This window comes from Acidovorax radicis N35 (assembly GCF_000204195.1).
In the GTDB taxonomy this organism is placed as follows: Bacteria; Pseudomonadota; Gammaproteobacteria; order Burkholderiales; family Burkholderiaceae_C; genus Acidovorax; species Acidovorax radicis.
The window spans coordinates 205,295-221,809 of the sequence record NZ_AFBG01000024.1 but is presented as its reverse complement, the minus strand read 5'-3'; the positions used below and the strand labels follow the sequence as shown (position 1 = coordinate 221,809).

The window sequence follows — 16,515 nt, the reverse complement described above, 5'->3', positions numbered from 1 at the left end:
ACCCTTCAGCCAGGCCGGTGGCGCCTTGTTGTTCCACCTGCTGTCCAAGCTGTACGAGCACACCAGCGTGATGATCACCACCAACCTGACGTTCGCGGAGTGGTCCACGGTGTTCGGCGATGCCAAGATGACCACTGCGTTGCTGGATCGCTTGACCCATCACTGCCACATCATCGAGACGGGCAACGAGTCCTACCGCTTCCGCCACAGCACGCACGAAGCCAAGGGGCGCATCAAGGCCCGTGAGCAGACCAAGAAGGCAGCAGCGGCCCAGGTTAGCGAGACCGCGGAGGAAAGGGCCTCGCCTGATGGCTCGGCCATACTGACCACGACTTCAAAGAAAGGAGGACCTACCGAAGCATCCACCCTATAGTTATCCACAGCTGGCTTCAAATGGAACCAGCTCTAGCCCCTGGTCAATGTTCGACTGGCACTGCTGATCACGATTGCACTGGCGCTAACACTCAAGGACTTTCAAACTCAATTGCCGATCATTCCTTGCGCGGGGAGTGGAATTGGTGAACGCCCGCAGCGTCCAGAACCCTTTGCAATCGACCATCAAACCAAAGCAGGTGCAAGTGGGCCAATGCTTCGCCCATGGCAAACGTCATCTGATGGGCATCCAGCTTGCGTTTGAACATGATCGGCGGCACATCGGCCGCAGACAGAGGGCCTCCTTTCGCTGCCTCGAGGATTTCTGCCAGTCGATCCCGGTGATGGTTTTGTAACTGCTGGATACGCTCATGCAAGCCCTGGAAGGGTTTGCCATGAGACGGTAGGACAAGCGTGTCAGCAGGCAATTCAAGATACCGTAGCAGCGAGGTCAGGAACAGCTCCAGAGGATTGGATTCCGGTTCCACCGCATGGACGCTGACGTTGGTGGAAATGCGTGGCAGAACCATGTCGCCACTGATGAGGACGGACGATTCAGCGCAATGCAGCGCAATGTGCTCGGGTGCGTGCCCGTAGCCACTGATGCACCGCCAGGAGCATCCCCCAATCTCGACGATGTCTCCATCCATGATCCGGCGAAAGCTCGGAGGCAACGCAGGAACCAGAGTGGGAAAGTACGACACGCGCCCTCGAACGTGTTGGAGAAATTCGCCATCCTGCATGCCGTGCAAACTGTAGAAATCTGCGCTCGCCTCACCGCCAAAGCCGTTGCGGTCATAAACGGCGGTCCTCGCGACGTTGTAGTCGGTGGCGCTGATCCAAAGACGTACCTTCCAATGCTCGCACAGCCAATGGGCCAAACCGATATGGTCTGGATGCATGTGGGTCACGATCACGCGAAGAATCGGTAAACCCTCCAGGCTGCTGGAAAAAACCCGCTCCCATTGCGCCCGCGTTGTGGCGCTGTCGATGCAGCAGTCGACTACCGTCCAGCCATCGACCAAATTGCCGAAGGCGTCTGGCTGCCGATCACGCAGCAGCCACAGATTGATGTGATCCAGCGCGAAGGGCAGGGCCATGCGGACCCACTTGATGCCTGGCGCGATCTCCATTGCCACGCCCTCCAGAGGCAGCACATCGCCAAATGGATAGTGGATCTGATGTTCAAGTGCATTCATGGTGGTGGCTTGATGGGTTAGCATTGACGTTAACGTTAACGTAAACGTCATGCATTCAGTGCATTGTAGGGACCGACAGCACCAGGGCTGTCTCCTGTGCGAAACCGACCCTGCCACGTGCAATACCCCATGGCCAACACCTACACCATCAGCGATCTCGCCAAAGAGTTTGATCTCACGACCCGAGCGATCCGTTTTTACGAAGACATGGGTCTGCTGCAGCCCGAACGAACAGGCGCCGCAGGTAGAAACCGCGTCTACAGCGCCCGCGACCGCACCCGGCTGCGTCTGACGCTCCGTGCGAAGCGCCTCGGCCTGTCGCTGACGGAGGCCAAGGAGATCATTGATCTCTACGACAGCCCGCGAGACACCGGGGTGCAGTTGCGCAAATTCCTCGATGTCCTCGTGGTGCATCGCAAGCAACTAGAGGAACAGATGGCCGACCTGCAAGCGAATCTGGAGGAGGTTCAGGAGCATGAAGACGAGGCACGGGCTCTGCTTCTCAAGGTTGAAAAGCAAAAATGATTCATAATTGACGTTTACGTAAACGTAAATCAGGAGACCGCTGTGAGCACGCCCCCTTTTGAGCCCCGCTCTGCCGACTTTGCAGACCGCGTGCGTGACAGCTTTGCTCGCCAGGGCGCCATGCAGACCCTGGGTGCAGGTCTTGGTTTGGTGGCGCCCGGTGCGGTGGATATTGAACTGCCATGGGCCATAGGACTGACCCAGCAACATGGGTTTCTGCATGCAGGCATGGTCGCCACGGCGCTGGATTCCGCCTGTGGGTATGCTGGTTTCACCCTGATGGGAACCGATGCTGCGGTGCTCACGATTGAATTCAAGATCAATTTGCTGGCCCCCGCCAAGGGCGAGCGATTTCGCATGGAAGGGCGGGTGTTGAAACCCGGCCGCACCATCACCGTGTGCGAAGGCCGCGCCTTCGCCATCGACGGCAGCCAAGAAAAGCTGGTCGCCACCATGGGGTGCACCCTCATGGCGGTCACTGGGCGCGACAACATCCAAGGCTGAACAAGCCATCTTCCTTTATCTGTTTTGAGGAGACATCCACCATGAGCATTCCTGCCAACCTTCCCGGTCTGAACTTCCAATTGGGTGAGGACATTGACGCCTTGCGCGATGCCGTGCGCGATTTTGCGCAAGCCGAGATCGCACCGCGCGCGGCCGAGATCGACCGCACCGATCAGTTCCCCATGGACCTGTGGCGCAAGATGGGCGACCTGGGCGTGCTCGGCATCACGGTGCCCGAGCAATACGGCGGCGCTGCCATGGGCTACCTCGCCCACATGGTGGCGATGGAAGAAATATCGCGCGCCAGCGCCTCCGTGGGCCTGTCGTACGGCGCCCACAGCAACCTGTGCGTGAACCAGATCAACCGCAACGGCAGCGAGACACAAAAGGCCAAGTACCTGCCTAAGCTCATCAGCGGAGAGCACGTGGGCGCATTGGCCATGAGCGAACCCGGCGCGGGTTCGGATGTGATCAGCATGAAGCTCAAGGCCGAAGACAAGGGCGGCTACTACCTGCTCAACGGCAACAAGATGTGGATCACCAACGGCCCAGATGCGGATACCCTCGTGGTGTACGCCAAGACCGAACCCGAGCTGGGCGCGCGTGGCGTCACGGCCTTCCTGATCGAAAAAGGCATGCCCGGATTCAGCATTGCGCAAAAGCTCGACAAACTGGGCATGCGGGGAAGTCACACGGGCGAGCTGGTTTTCAACAATGTCGAAGTGCCCGCCGCCAATGTGCTCGGTGGCTTGAACCAGGGCGCCAAGGTGCTGATGAGTGGCCTGGACTACGAACGCGCCGTGCTCACCGGCGGCCCGCTGGGCATCATGCAGTCTGTGATGGACAACGTGATCCCATACATTCACGACCGCAAGCAATTCGGCCAGAGCATTGGCGAGTTCCAGCTCATCCAGGGCAAGGTGGCCGACATGTACACCGTGCTGCAGGCAGGGCGCTCGTTTGCCTACACTGTGGCCAAGAACCTCGACATGCTCGGCACCGACCATGTGCGCCAGGTGCGCAAGGACTGCGCCAGCGTGATCCTGTGGTGTGCGGAAAAGGCGACCTGGATGGCCGGTGAGGGCGTGCAGATCTACGGTGGCAATGGCTACATCAACGAATACCCGCTGGGCCGCCTGTGGCGCGACGCCAAGCTGTATGAGATCGGTGCGGGCACCAGCGAGATCCGTCGCATGTTGATTGGCCGCGAACTGTTCGCTGAAACCTGCTGAGCTTCATTTCCTTTCTACTGATTCCTCAAGGACAACATGCCCTCCTCGATCGACGACCTGTTTGTTCACAACCGCGCCTGGGCGGCCCAGATGGAGCGCGAGCGGCCCGGGTTTTTCACGAGCCTGCTGGCCCAGCAAAAACCCAAGTACATGTGGATCGGCTGCTCGGACAGCCGGGTGCCCGCCAACCAGATCACGGGCCTGGAGCCGGGCGAAGTGTTCGTGCACCGCAACGTGGCCAATGTGGTGGTGCCCACCGACCTGAACTGCCTTTCCACCATCCAGTACGCGGTGGACCAGTTGCACATCGAGCACCTCATGGTGGTGGGGCACTATGGCTGTGGCGGTGTTTTGGCTGCGCTAGAGGGCACGCGTGTGGGCCTGGCTGACAACTGGATCCGCCATGTGCAGGACGTGCGTGACCGCCACCGCGACCTGATTGCTGCCACCGCCCCAGAGTGGCGCCACGACGTGCTGTGCGAGCTCAACGCCATCGAGCAGGTCGTCAACATCGCCCAGACCACGGTGATGCTCGACGCCTGGGGCCGGGGCCAGAAGGTCACGCTGCACGGCTGGTGCTATGGGCTCAAGGACGGTCTCATCAACAACCTGCACATGTCCGTGGGCAGCACCGAAGGCCTGGACTCGCTGTACAAGGCGGCGATTGCCGGTGTGGCGGCCGTCAAAAGGCAATAGCCAACCACCGCCCCCTTGCAACGGCTGAGCACCTGCCATGTTCCCGCAACGGCTCGATGCGCCCCAGGCCTATGGCATTGCCAAGGCCATGATGGACGGCTTCAACCGGCACTACCGGTTGTTCCGTACCGAGTCCGCGCGGGCCAAACACCGCTTCGAAACCGGCGACTGGCACGGCCAGCAGCGGGCCCAGCGCGAACGCATCGAGTTCTACGACCTGCGCGTGAAGGAGTGTGTGCGCAGGCTGGAGAAGGAATTCAGCGCAGGCGCGCAGCCCATGGACGTGTGGCACCAGATCAAGCTGCATTACATCGGCCTCTTGGTCAACCACCACCAGCCCGAGCTGGCCGAGACCTTTTTCAACTCGGTCACCACCAAGATCCTGCACCGCACGCATTTTCACAACGATTTCATCTTTGTGCGGCCCGCCGTCAGCACCGAATACATCGAAAACGAAGAGCCCGCAGCGCGCCCCACCTACCGGGCCTACTACCCCTCGCGCGAGAATTTGCACGAGACGTTCCAGGCCATCATCGAGAACTTCCAGTTGCAGCGTGAGTTTGCGGACTTGGCGCGAGACACCGCCTGCGTGGTGGCGGCCATGCGCGGCCGGCTCGACAAGGTGCGGCTGCGCGCCAACTTTCAGATCCAGGTGCTCACCAGCCTGTTCTTTCGCAACAAGGGCGCCTACGTGGTGGGCAAGATCATCAACGGCTTCCACGAGGTGCCGTTTGCGCTGCCCATCCTGCACGACGATGCTGGCCGCTTGTACATCGACGCCGCGCTGTTTGGCGAAGACGACCTGCAGATGCTGTTCAGTTTCGCCCGCGCCTATTTCATGGTGGACATGGAGGTGCCCAGTGCCTACGTGCAGTTCCTGCGCAGCCTCATGCCGCGCAAGCCGCGTGCCGAGATCTACAACGCCCTGGGCCTGGCCAAGCAGGGTAAAACGCTGTTCTACCGCGACTTCCTGTACCACCTCAAACATTCCAGCGACCAGTTTCGCATCGCCCCCGGTATCAAGGGCATGGTGATGCTGGTGTTCGACCTGCCGAGCTTCCCGTTCGTGTTCAAGCTCATCAAGGACTACTTCCCGCACCAGAAAGAAACCACGCGCGAGCAGATCAAGGCCAAGTACCTGCTGGTCAAGCAGCATGACCGCGTGGGCCGCATGGCCGACACACTGGAGTACAGCGAGGTCGCCTTCCCACGCGACCGCTTCGACGATGCGCTGATTGCCGAGATCGAGAAGTTCGCCCCCAGCCAGCTCGAAATCAGCGACCGCGATGGCGACGGCCAGACTGAAGTCATCATCAAGCACCTGTATATCGAGCGGCGCATGATCCCGCTCAATATCTACCTGCAAGAGGCCTTTGACACCGGCCTCACCGATCTTCGTGCGCGCCAGCAGATGGAGCACAGCGTCATCGAATACGGCAACGCCATCAAGGACCTTGTGGCCGCCAACATCTTCCCCGGCGACATGCTCTGGAAGAACTTTGGCGTCACGCGCAACGGCAAGGTCGTCTTCTACGACTACGACGAGATCGAATACCTCACCGACTGCAACTTCCGCCGCGTACCCACGCCGCGCAACGAAGAAGAAGAGATGAGCGGCGAGGTCTGGTACAGCGTGGGCCCGCGCGACGTTTTTCCCGAAACCTTTGGCCCGTTCCTTCTGGGCAACGACGCCGTGCGCGAGGTGTTCCTGCAGCACCACGCCGACCTGCTCGACGCCGCGTTCTGGCAGTCGCACAAGGAACGCATCCAGGCGGGTCACATGTTTGACGTGTTTCCCTACGACGCAGACCGGCGCTTCACGCATGGCGCGTCGGCCCCTTAGCCCCTTAGTCCCTTAGCCCGTTTGATTCAACCCCGATCTTTCATCTGAACCCATTCCAGGAGAGCTTCACCATGTCCGCATCCCCCCAAGACCCCATCGTCATCGTCGGCGCCGCACGCACCCCCATGGGCTCGCTGCAGGGCGACTTCTCCAGCCTGGCCGCGCACGACCTGGGCGGCGCCGCGATCAAGGCCGCCCTCGAGCGCTCCGGGGTCTCGCCCGACGCCGTGGGCGAAGTGCTGTTCGGCAACTGCCTGATGGCAGGCCAGGGCCAGGCGCCTGCGCGCCAGGCGGCCTTCAAGGGCGGCCTGCCCAAGGGCGCAGGCGCGGTCACGCTCAGCAAGATGTGCGGCTCGGGCATGAAGGCCGCCATGTTTGCGCACGACATGCTGCTGGCCGGCTCGCACGACGTGATGGTGGCCGGCGGCATGGAGAGCATGACCAACGCGCCCTACCTGCTGCAAAAGGGCCGTGGCGGCTACCGCCTGGGCCACGACCGCATCTTCGACCACATGATGCTCGACGGCCTGGAAGACGCGTACGAGGCCGGCCGCTCCATGGGCACCTTCGGTGAAGACTGCGCCGCCAAGTACCAGTTCACTCGCGAGCAGCAGGACGCATTCGCCACCGCTAGCGTGCAGCGCGCCAAGGCGGCCACCGAGTCCGGCGCGTTCGCGGCCGAGATCGTGCCCGTCACCGTCAAGACCCGTGCGGGCGAGACCGTGGTGTCGGTCGACGAAGGCCCCGGCAAGGTCAAGCTCGAGAAGATCGCCACGCTGAAGCCCGCCTTCAAGAAGGACGGCACCATCACCGCCGCCTCCAGCTCCAGCATCAACGACGGCGCCGCCGCGCTGGTGATGATGCGCGAATCCACCGCCAAGAAACTCGGCTGCAAGCCCCTGGCCCGCATCGTGAGCCATGCCACCCACGCGCAAGAGCCCGAGTGGTTCGCTACTGCCCCCCTGGGTGCTACGCAGAAAGCGCTGGCCAAGGCCGGATGGGCCGTGGGTGACGTGCAGCTGTGGGAGATCAACGAGGCCTTTGCCGTGGTGCCCATGGCGCTCATGAAGGAGCTCGACCTGCCGCACGACAAGGTCAACGTGAACGGCGGCGCCTGTGCGCTGGGCCACCCCATCGGTGCCAGCGGTGCCCGCATCATGGTCACGCTGATGTATGCGCTCAAGGCCCGCGGCCTGACCAAGGGCCTGGCCACGCTGTGCATCGGCGGTGGCGAGGCCACGGCGGTGGCTCTGGAACTCGTTTGATGCGGGAGGGAGATGGGATGATTTGGCTCTTTTCACAAGGACAGTGATGACTGCACCATCTCCCGAGATCACCGCTTTCTGGCGCGATTTTTCCGATGCCCAGGCATCGCTTCAGGCCCAGCCGCTGCGCGGGCGGGTCGAGTCGGCCAATGCGCTCATCGAGCGCCACTTGAGCGGCCTCGCGCTGGAGATGTCTGGCGGCGACGGCGATGTGGTGGTGGACCTCATCGTCACCGCCCACGGCAGCACCGAAAACTTTCCGCTGCTGATGCAGGTGGTGGCCGCCGCGCCCGCGCTGCAAAGCTACCGGGTGCGCGCATTTCGGGAGCGCACCACGCAGCCGGACTTTCCCATTGGCATGGACGGTTTCGAGCTGGCTACCTCCGAAGTGCTGGTCGCCTGCGGACAGGACGATGGGCAGGCCGCGCTGGAGATCCGCTTTGGCCGCGAAATCCCCGAGGACTATCGGGACCACGCGCGCAACATGGCGTTCATCATGCTCGACCACGTGCTGGGCGAATACGACTTTGCCGTCAAGGTGGGGGCGGTGGACTTTGTGGATGAAGCCTCCGACCCGCTGACCCCCTGGGTGCCCCTGAGCCAGTTCGTGCCCGTGTTCGACCGCTACTGGTTCGACACCCTGGGCCGCACCAGCGACTTCCCCAGCGGCGAGCACGACTGGACGGGCATGACCTTGTCGTTTGGCGGGCAGGACGATGAGGACGGCCACAGTGACGATGCTGAAGATACGGCCATCGTCATGGTCAACCGCAGCGCCAACCCGGTGGCCATGCGCGCCGACCTGGCCTACGCGCTGACCCTGGACCTGGCGGTGGGCAACCGCGATCAGCTGGCTGCCGTGCAAGACCTGCAAGACCAGGCGGCCACGCTGCTGGAGCTGCCGCAGCTGGGCATCATGGCCTACACCCTGACCCGCGCCGGTCGCCGCAAGGCGGTCTATTACGTGGGCGATGAGCAACTGGCTAAACAAGCGCTGGCGCCCCTGCTGCTGCGCGAAGAGGCCGAATCGTTGGAGCTGACTTTTGCGTTTGACCCCGCATGGTCGGGCTATTTCGAGTTTTCCGTGCATTGCCCCTGAGCAGGCGGGGGCGTTGGTGCCGCACGCCACAGGCCCGACGCCCGCTCTGCGCCGCGGGTCCTTTTTCACCCTCAACGTCACCGCATCAACCACCAACCTTCGCAGGCCACACCATGATCGAAACCCTCGAACAATTGCGCGCCCTGTACGCAGCCCCCGGCGAGCGGGCCCTGCACAAGCAGCAACCGCAATTGGATGTGCACTGCCAGCGCTTCATTGCCCTGTCCCCGTTCTGCGTGGTGGCCAGTGGTGGAGTCAATGGTGCTTTGCTCGATGCCTCGCCACGCGGCGGCGCGCCGGGGTTTGTGAAGTCACCCGACCCGCACACGCTCTTGCTGCCCGATGCGGGGGGCAACAACCGTCTCGACACCCTGACCAACCTGCTGGAAGACCCGCGCATCGGTTTGTTGTTCATGATTCCGGGTGTGGACGAAACCCTGCGGGTGAACGGCACGGCGCGCCTGCGCGACGAGGCGCTGTACACCGACTTCTTCACGGCCGAGCGCCAGCGCCCAAAAATAGTGATCGAAGTGCGCGTGGCCGAGGCGTATCTGCACTGCTCCAAGGCCTTCATGCGCTCGCGGCTGTGGTCGACCGATGCGCAGGTGGACCGCACCTCGCTGCCCACGATGGGCGAGATGATTCACGCCCAGATGGGCCTCGCTACCGAGCCTGAGTCGCAAGTCGCCATGTTGCAGCGCTACCGCGCCCAACTGGCGCAAGAGCAGCAACTGGGCGATGCATGACATGGTGCACCCCCTGAGTCGCCTTCGGCGCCTTCCCCCTGAAGGGGGACGACACCCTCGCTGCGGGGCGGCCCTTGCTAGGTGTCCCTCGCCTGGGCCGCGCCAGTTTCGTGGACTGCGAGTTGTGCGTCGCACTGTGTACCAATGCGATGGAGTTGCTGTGGTTGCTCCTATATTTGTAGCTTCTAGCGCTTGATAGATAAGCGCTAGAGCCCAATTTCATTCAAATTTCCCCCATGAAATCCATATTGGTCATCGGCGCATCGCGCGGCATTGGGCTGGAGCTGGTGCGCCAGTACACCGAAGCGGGCCGCCGCGTGATTGCCACCGTGCGTGACGAAGCGGGCCGCGAGCGTGTGCTGGCCCTGGGCGCCGAGGTGCTGACCGTGGACGTGGTCAACCCCGCCAGCGTGAGCGGGCTGGCCTGGCAACTGGACGGCGAAAAGATCGAGACCGCCTGGTATGTGGCGGGCGTCATCCGCCGCCCCAGCGCGCTCACGCCACCCACGCAGCAGGACTTTGACGCCGTCATGCACACCAACGTGCTGGGCGCCATGCAGACGCTGCCGCAGGTTGCCCCCCTGGTGGCCGACGCGCAGGGCGTGTTCGCGTTCCTGTCCTCGTCCATGTCGCAGATTGGCAGCGTGCAGAGCAGTGGCTCGTGGCTGTACCGCACCAGCAAGGCCGCGCTGAACATGGCCGTGGCCTCCGCGCAGCACGACTACCCCGGCGCAACCCTCATCACCATCGATCCCGGCTGGGTGCAGACCGACATGGGCGGCGAAGGCGCTGCGCTCACGGTGCAGGACAGCGTGCGCGGCCTGCGTGCCACCGTGGCGGGTGTCACGGCCGCCGACAAGGGCCGCCTGCTGCACCACGACGGACGCCGCGCAGCCCACTGGTAATTCTTTCGACCAAACCCACAACGACTTCTGGAGACAACCCCGATGCTGCTGACCCAAGACCAGGAAATGATCCGCGACGCGGTGCGCGACTTTGCGCAGGAACAGCTGTGGCCCCACGCCGCGCGCTGGGACAAGGAACACCACTTCCCCAAGGAGGCGCACCAGGGCCTGGCTGCACTGGGCGCGTACGGCATCTGCGTGCCCGAAGAGTTTGGCGGCGCCAATCTGGACTACGTCACCCTCGCGCTGGTGCTCGAAGAGATCGCGGCCGGAGACGGCGGCACCAGCACCGCCATCAGCGTGACCAACTGCCCCGTCAACGCCATCCTCATGCGCTACGGCAACGCCCAGCAAAAGCGCGACTGGCTCACGCCGCTGGCCCGTGGCGAGATGCTGGGCGCCTTCTGCCTGACCGAGCCGCATGTGGGCTCGGACGCGTCCGCACTTCGCACCACCGCCGTGAAACAGGGCGACGAGTACGTGATCAACGGCGTCAAACAGTTCATCACCAGCGGCAAGAACGGCCATGTAGCCATCGTCATCGCCGTCACCGATAAAGGCGCGGGCAAGAAGGGCATGAGCGCCTTCCTCGTGCCCACCAACGCGCCGGGCTACGTGGTGGCGCGGCTCGAAGACAAGCTGGGACAGCATTCCAGCGACACCGCGCAGATCAACTTCGACAACTGCCGCATCCCCGCCGAGAACCTCATCGGCGCCGAGGGCGAGGGCTACAAGATCGCCCTGGGCGCGCTCGAGGGCGGCCGCATCGGCATCGCCGCCCAAAGTGTGGGCATGGCACGCAGTGCCTTCGATGCGGCGCTGGCGTACTCGAAAGAGCGAGAGAGCTTCGGCACCGCCATCTTCAACCACCAGGCCGTCGGCTTTCGCCTGGCCGACTGCGCCACGCAGATCGAGGCGGCGCGCCAGCTCATCTGGCACGCCGCCGCGCTGCGTGATGCAGGCCGCCCCTGCCTGAAGGAAGCCGCCATGGCCAAGCTGTTTGCCAGCGAGATGGCCGAGCGCGTGTGCAGCGCCGCCATCCAGACGCTGGGCGGCTACGGCGTGGTGAACGACTTCCCGGTGGAGCGCATCTACCGCGACGTGCGCGTGTGCCAGATCTACGAAGGCACGAGCGACGTGCAGAAGATCATCATCCAGCGCGCGCTGGCTTGATGTTGTTTGCTATATAAATAATAGCTAATTGCGCTTGTTGGATAAGCGCTAGAGCCTGTTTTTATTCAAATTTCTGCCCGCGCAGCCACTGGCTGAGCACCGCGTGCAGCTCGTCCACATCCACGGGTTTGCGCAGCACCAGGTAGCCCTCGTCCTGCGCGGTTTGTAGCTCGGGCGAGTCGTACTCTCCGCTCACCATCGCGCCACGCGCGTCGGGGCAGCGGTCCAGCAGCGCGCGCAGCACGTCAAAGCCGCTCTCGCCGGACCGCAGCCGCTGGTCGCACAGGATGGAATGGGGTGCAAAGCCGGTGTCCAGGTGGGCAAAAGCCTCTGCCGCGTTGGAGGCCAGGCGCACGTCTATGCCCCAGGTGATCAGCAGCGTAGACCAGGCATTCAGCACATGCGGGTCGTCGTCCAGCACCAGACAGCGGCCCCTCAACGGTGGGCTGGTGCCTGGTGCTGCGGTGGGTACGGTGGGCAGCGTTGCGGTGGCCTGCTGCGCGGTGGGTAGCTCCAGCCAGAAGCACGACCCCTTGCCCAATCGGGACTGCAGCCCTTGCCTGGCCTGCATCAGCGCCACGCAGCGCGCCACTACCGCCAGGCCCAGGCCGTGCCCGCTGCGGTGAACCTGCCAGGCGTGCTCGGGGCGGTAAAACGCCTGGTAGATCTGTGCCTGCTCGTGCAGGGCCACGCCCACCCCGGTGTCCCACACCTCGATGCGCCAATGCGCGCCCCGTCGCCGTGCGCCCACCAGAACGCCGCCTTCTGGGGTGTAGCGCAGCGCGTTTTGCACCAGGTTGGCCACCGACTGGCGAACCAGTGCCGGGTCGGCCAGTGCAGTGGCGCCGGGCGGTGGTGGGTGCAAACGCAGTACCAGGCCGCGTGCGCTGGCATCGGTCGCGAACTGGGTTCGCAGGTCCTCGAACAGTGCAGCCAGCGACACGGGGGCGGGGCGCAGCTCCACCGCGCCGGATTCAATGCGCGACAGGTCGAGCAGCGCGTCGAACATGTGGTTCACCGACCGCATGCTCATCCGCCATTGCACCAGCAGGTTGTCGATGTGGGGGTGGCCACGTCCGTGCAAGGCGATGGCCTCGGCCAGCAATGCCATCGCATGCACCGGCTGGCGCAGGTCGTGCGCGGCAGTGGTCAGAAAATGGTTCTTCTCTGCGAGCGCCCGTTCAGCCGCCTGGCTGGCCTCGCGGTAGCGCTCGGCCAGGTCGCGGCTGCGCTCTTCCAGCACCACCTGGCGCACAAAGAAGCGGTGCGAGTTCACGGCACTGCGGTAGATCACGGCGGCCGTTATCAGTGTCATGGGCAGAATAAATGGCCACTGCCCGGGAAACGCCCAGGGGATCAGCGCCAGTCCACCCAAAGCGCCCATGAAGTACATCCGGTAGACGGCGAGCGTGGCGGTCATCTGGGCTGCATTGCCGGCCAGAATGCCCGCCAGCGTGATGTACAGCAGCAGCATGAATTCGTAGCTGGCCTGGCCCAACGGCAACACCACCGAGAGCGAAACACCCACCCCGTGCGCCAGCGCCAGGCCGCGCACGCGGCGGGTCCAGGTGAGCAGCAGGGCTTCGGGTGACCGCAGGGTGCGTTCGTGCAGGTATCGGCGGTGTCCCCATCGAACGAACAGCAGCACCGGCAGGTACGCGGCTCCCCACACCACCAGCGGTGCGACGGGCCCGCCCTCCCAGCCCAGCAGCAGGCCAAACAGCAGCCCCATGCTGGGCATCACCGTCATGCCCAGCCGCAGGCGCGCAAAAGAGGCTTCGAGCAGCAGCAGCCAGCCTTGTGTGCTGGGGGCGTCCTGGGCGCTGGTCGGGTCGGTCGCAGGCGCGGTCATGCCGGTGCGTGCTGGGCCCCACCGCGTTCCAGTGGGTGCAGCGTGGGGGGATGGAATGCCATGCCACGCGGCACTGCGGTGTGCCCGATCACGGCGGCGGTGGCTGCTGCGGCAGCACCAGCAGGCGCCCGCGCAGCCGCGTGATGGCCTCCACCCGGGTGCGTGCACCCAGGCGCTGCAAGATGGCGGTCATGTGTTCCTTGACGGTGCTCTCCGACAGCGCATATTGCTGGGCGATGCGCTTGTTGGGCTGCCCCTGCAACACCAGCGCCAGGATCTCGCCCTGGCGCACCGACAGGCCCAGCTCGGCCGGGGTCACGGGCAACTCCCGGCTGCGCACCGGGCGCTGTGTGTTGGCGCCAGGAGTGAACCAGGCCAGGCCCCCCAGCAGTGCCTCTATCGCCTGGGCAAACGTCTCTGGCGGCTCCTGCTTGTGGATGAAGCCGTGGGCGCCTGCGGCGCGCACCTGATCGATCACGGCGAGGTCGTCATCGCCGCTCATCACCGCCACGGCGGTGGCGGGGCACCGCGTGCGGATGCGGGCAATGAGGCTGAGCGCGGCGCCGTCGGCCAGCCAGAAGTCGATGAGCGCTATGGCCGGCGCTCCACGCGCCTCGATCAGTGGCTCTACATCGTCCGCATGCTCTGCGACTGCCACCTCCATGTGCGGTAGCCGCGAGCGCAGAAACTCGGCCACGCCGCGTGCTACGAGCGGGTGGTCGTCCAGGATGAGGGCGTAGGGTGACATGGCAGGCCAGTGGCGCTGCGGCCCCGGGCGCCGGGCGCCAGGATGCAGCGGGCAAATTCTGCCAAGTTTGGCGCAGCCGCGGTGGCGCGCAAACCCTACTGAGGTAGGGTTTGCCGCACCTCCACGGTTGATCAGGCCGCGCCAGGCTTTGGCCGGGTGCCGCCGGGCTTGGCGGGTGTGTGGGGTGGCTGCCCACTGCCCTGCGGCCGGACGCGGGTGAGGTGGCTGGCGATCATGCCCGCCACGGTGCGGGCTACGGCTTTCACATCCAGCGGCTCGTCAAAAATCATCTCGACGGTGGCGTAGATCAGTTCCACCACGATGCGGCTGACCAACTGCAACTCGGCGGCGTCGGCTTCGGGCAGGGCCTGGGCGAGCAGGCGGGTTTGTTCTTGCGTGACCGTGGCGTGGGAGGCCAGCCGCACCTGCTGCAAGGCGGGCACCGCACGCAGCGCTCGCATGATCCAGACCCCGCCCACGGTCTGTACTGTCGCTTCGTAGGTGTCAATGATCAGACCCTCGATCGCCAGCTCCAGGCTTTCCACGCCCCCGTTGAACACCTCCAGCGTGATCCAGCGGTCCACACGCGCGTTCTGGGCCTGCATCAGGCGCTGCCCCAGCTCGGACAGCAGCGCGTATTTGTTGGGGAAATAGCGATAGAGCGCGGGCGGCGTGAGCCCGGCGCGTTCGCACACCAGGTTGGTGGACAGCCGCTCGATGCCGACGTCGGCCAATGTCTGCGCCGTCACCTCCAGGATGCGCTCATAGGTCTCGGTGGCGCGCTGCTGTGCAGGCTGCTTCTTGGTGGCCAGCGAGGGTTGGGGGCTTCGGGTGGAGGGCATCGGGCGGAGCAACTGCGGCATCAGGGATTGTCCCAGTAAATTTTTTGGTATAAAAAAGTAGTCATAACTATATACTAGCCATGACTATCCAAATGGTTCTTGTCCTGGCCCAAGAAAGGCGTGCTTCATGAAGACCCTGACCCGCTTGCTGGCCCTTGTCTGTTGCTCGGTGGCTGTGTCGGCGCAAGCCGCTGGGCCCGATGACGCCAAGGGCTTGTGGATCACTCCCGAGAACGACGCGGTGATCCGGTTCGCGCCCTGTGCCGATGCGCCCGGTGCGCTGTGCGGAACCATCGTCTGGGACAAGGACGCCGGCACGCCTGCCAGCACCTGCAATGTGCGGGTTGCGCAGCTTGGCCGCTACGAAAAAGAGGCTTGGCGCGAAGGCTGGGTCTACGACCCGCGCGAAAACAAAAAGTACAAGGGCGTTGTGCGCGCCAATGCCGACGAGCTGCGCATCCGCGCTTTCGTGGGGGTGGAAGTCCTGGGCCAGACGGAGCAGCTCAAGCGCGTGCCCGCCTTGCCGGTCGCGCCGTCGTGCGAACCCGTTTCCTGATCCGCTTTCCCACCCACCCATCTTTCGCACAAGACGATTTGTGAGCCGTCCAATCCTCGAACCAAGGAGCACTCCATGAACTTCACCCGCCCCATCCCCTGGGCCATCGCCGCCATCGTGCTGGCGAGCGCCGCGACGCCTTCGCTTGCCGAAGAGACCGCCAGCTTTTCGGTCAACACAGAAGTGAAGTTCACCACCGACCAGCGCAGCCGGGGTGTGTCGGACTCGTTGAACGGCCCCGGCATGAAGCTCAGCGTGCAAGCCGTCCACGAAAGTGGCTTGGTCGGGCTGGCTGAATTCGCCACGGTCAGCAGGAAGCAGTTTCTGGACGGAGCGGGCCTTGGGGTTACTCTGGCGGGGGGGTATCGTTTCGGGGACCCCGATGGCTGGCACTATGGTGCGGGCCTGGCCGCCGAGTTGTTTCCGGGGGCGAAATTTCAGGCTCCCCATGGTTTTGACATGGGCACTGGCGCGCCCACGGACTGGCGCAGCACCAAATACGACAGCGCATTCGCCGTGGCCGAAATTGGCTACGGGGCGCTGGAGGCGCGGGTCATGAATGTGATCTCCAAGACCTACCGGGGGGCGAACACCGGTGGGGTCTGCGGCACCATGGTGTCGTTGATGGCCGATCCCACGCCAGGGTTGGCCTGCTATGCGCGTGGCGATCACAACTCGCGCGGCAGCTGGCTGTTTGACCTGGGCTACAAATACGCGCTGAACCCGACCACCACAGTGAACCTGCATGCCGGTTACCAGAAGATCGCCAACTTCAAGGAGGCGGACTTCTCGGACTATTCCATCGGGGTCACCCACAAGCGCTGGGGCTTCCACTGGAGCGCCGAGTGGATGACCACTCGCACCAGGGTGCGCGAACTCTATATCGCGCTGGATGGCACCCGACTGCGTGCCACCGACAACAACCGCCTTGTGGTTTCCGTCTCGCGCAGCTTCTGAG

At 64.0% G+C, this 16,515-nt stretch carries 17 protein-coding genes; 13 read left to right on the top strand and 4 right to left on the bottom strand.

What is annotated here, in order from left to right:
* Window positions 1–373: ATP-binding protein (locus ARADN35_RS0124260; RefSeq protein WP_010466798.1), on the top strand; the 373-nt coding region annotated here is incomplete at its 5' end.
* A gap of 118 nt (window positions 374–491) precedes the next feature.
* Here the strand turns inward: ARADN35_RS0124260 and ARADN35_RS0124255 are convergent.
* Complete coding sequence (locus ARADN35_RS0124255) at window positions 492–1,571, bottom strand: MBL fold metallo-hydrolase (RefSeq protein ID WP_029414371.1); 1,080 nt, start codon at window positions 1,569–1,571, stop codon at window positions 492–494.
* 129 nt (window positions 1,572–1,700) lie between these two features.
* Between ARADN35_RS0124255 and ARADN35_RS0124250 the strand changes: the two genes are divergently transcribed.
* The 10 genes from ARADN35_RS0124250 to ARADN35_RS0124205 all read left to right on the top strand — a co-directional run bounded on the left by ARADN35_RS0124250 (window position 1,701) and on the right by ARADN35_RS0124205 (window position 11,559).
* Window positions 1,701–2,096, top strand: a complete 396-nt coding sequence (locus ARADN35_RS0124250) for a MerR family transcriptional regulator (protein ID WP_010466794.1) — start codon at window positions 1,701–1,703, stop codon at window positions 2,094–2,096.
* A 42-nt stretch (window positions 2,097–2,138) separates the two neighbouring features.
* Window positions 2,139–2,600 carry a PaaI family thioesterase gene (locus tag ARADN35_RS0124245; RefSeq protein WP_010466793.1) on the top strand — a complete coding sequence of 154 codons (462 nt, stop codon included), beginning with the start codon at window positions 2,139–2,141 and terminating at the stop codon, window positions 2,598–2,600.
* Between the two features lie 41 nt (window positions 2,601–2,641).
* Window positions 2,642–3,832 (top strand): isovaleryl-CoA dehydrogenase, encoded by a 1,191-nt coding sequence (locus tag ARADN35_RS0124240; protein WP_010466791.1) that lies wholly within the window; start codon window positions 2,642–2,644, stop codon window positions 3,830–3,832.
* Window positions 3,833–3,868: 36 nt separating this feature from the next.
* Complete coding sequence (can, locus tag ARADN35_RS0124235; RefSeq protein ID WP_010466789.1) at window positions 3,869–4,528, top strand: carbonate dehydratase; 660 nt, start codon at window positions 3,869–3,871, stop codon at window positions 4,526–4,528.
* A 37-nt stretch (window positions 4,529–4,565) separates the two neighbouring features.
* Entirely contained in the window at window positions 4,566–6,371 is a 1,806-nt protein-coding gene (aceK, locus tag ARADN35_RS0124230; RefSeq protein WP_010466787.1) for a bifunctional isocitrate dehydrogenase kinase/phosphatase, read from the top strand.
* A 71-nt stretch (window positions 6,372–6,442) separates the two neighbouring features.
* A complete protein-coding gene (locus ARADN35_RS0124225) occupies window positions 6,443–7,636 on the top strand; it encodes an acetyl-CoA C-acyltransferase (protein ID WP_010466786.1) in 1,194 nt (397 codons plus the stop codon).
* A 46-nt stretch (window positions 7,637–7,682) separates the two neighbouring features.
* Window positions 7,683–8,735 carry a hypothetical protein gene (locus ARADN35_RS0124220; protein ID WP_010466784.1) on the top strand — a complete coding sequence of 351 codons (1,053 nt, stop codon included), beginning with the start codon at window positions 7,683–7,685 and terminating at the stop codon, window positions 8,733–8,735.
* A gap of 113 nt (window positions 8,736–8,848) precedes the next feature.
* Complete coding sequence (locus ARADN35_RS0124215; RefSeq protein ID WP_010466783.1) at window positions 8,849–9,481, top strand: pyridoxamine 5'-phosphate oxidase family protein; 633 nt, start codon at window positions 8,849–8,851, stop codon at window positions 9,479–9,481.
* A 236-nt stretch (window positions 9,482–9,717) separates the two neighbouring features.
* On the top strand, window positions 9,718–10,386 hold the full coding sequence (locus tag ARADN35_RS0124210) for an SDR family oxidoreductase (protein WP_029414370.1): 669 nt from the start codon (window positions 9,718–9,720) through the stop codon (window positions 10,384–10,386).
* A 42-nt stretch (window positions 10,387–10,428) separates the two neighbouring features.
* The gene (locus ARADN35_RS0124205) at window positions 10,429–11,559 is read left to right on the top strand and encodes an acyl-CoA dehydrogenase family protein (RefSeq protein WP_010466781.1); all 1,131 of its coding nucleotides are present in this window, start codon (window positions 10,429–10,431) and stop codon (window positions 11,557–11,559) included.
* 61 nt (window positions 11,560–11,620) lie between these two features.
* On the opposite strand, the gene ARADN35_RS0124200 is transcribed toward ARADN35_RS0124205, so the two are convergent.
* The 3 genes from ARADN35_RS0124200 to ARADN35_RS0124190 all read right to left on the bottom strand — a co-directional run bounded on the left by ARADN35_RS0124200 (window position 11,621) and on the right by ARADN35_RS0124190 (window position 15,001).
* Window positions 11,621–13,411 (bottom strand): hybrid sensor histidine kinase/response regulator, encoded by a 1,791-nt coding sequence (locus ARADN35_RS0124200; RefSeq protein ID WP_010466780.1) that lies wholly within the window; start codon window positions 13,409–13,411, stop codon window positions 11,621–11,623.
* An 88-nt stretch (window positions 13,412–13,499) separates the two neighbouring features.
* Window positions 13,500–14,159: a response regulator transcription factor gene (locus ARADN35_RS0124195; RefSeq protein WP_010466778.1), complete on the bottom strand. Its 660-nt coding sequence runs from the start codon at window positions 14,157–14,159 to the stop codon at window positions 13,500–13,502.
* Between the two features lie 131 nt (window positions 14,160–14,290).
* Complete coding sequence (locus ARADN35_RS0124190; RefSeq protein WP_100199524.1) at window positions 14,291–15,001, bottom strand: TetR/AcrR family transcriptional regulator; 711 nt, start codon at window positions 14,999–15,001, stop codon at window positions 14,291–14,293.
* A 127-nt stretch (window positions 15,002–15,128) separates the two neighbouring features.
* Between ARADN35_RS0124190 and ARADN35_RS0124185 the strand changes: the two genes are divergently transcribed.
* Together ARADN35_RS0124185 and ARADN35_RS0124180 are read left to right on the top strand one after the other, a co-directional pair.
* Window positions 15,129–15,557, top strand: a complete 429-nt coding sequence (locus ARADN35_RS0124185) for a DUF2147 domain-containing protein (protein ID WP_010466774.1) — start codon at window positions 15,129–15,131, stop codon at window positions 15,555–15,557.
* 75 nt (window positions 15,558–15,632) lie between these two features.
* Window positions 15,633–16,514, top strand: coding sequence for a TorF family putative porin (locus ARADN35_RS0124180; protein ID WP_010466772.1), 882 nt, complete (start codon window positions 15,633–15,635; stop codon window positions 16,512–16,514).
* Window position 16,515: the final 1 nt, after the last annotated feature.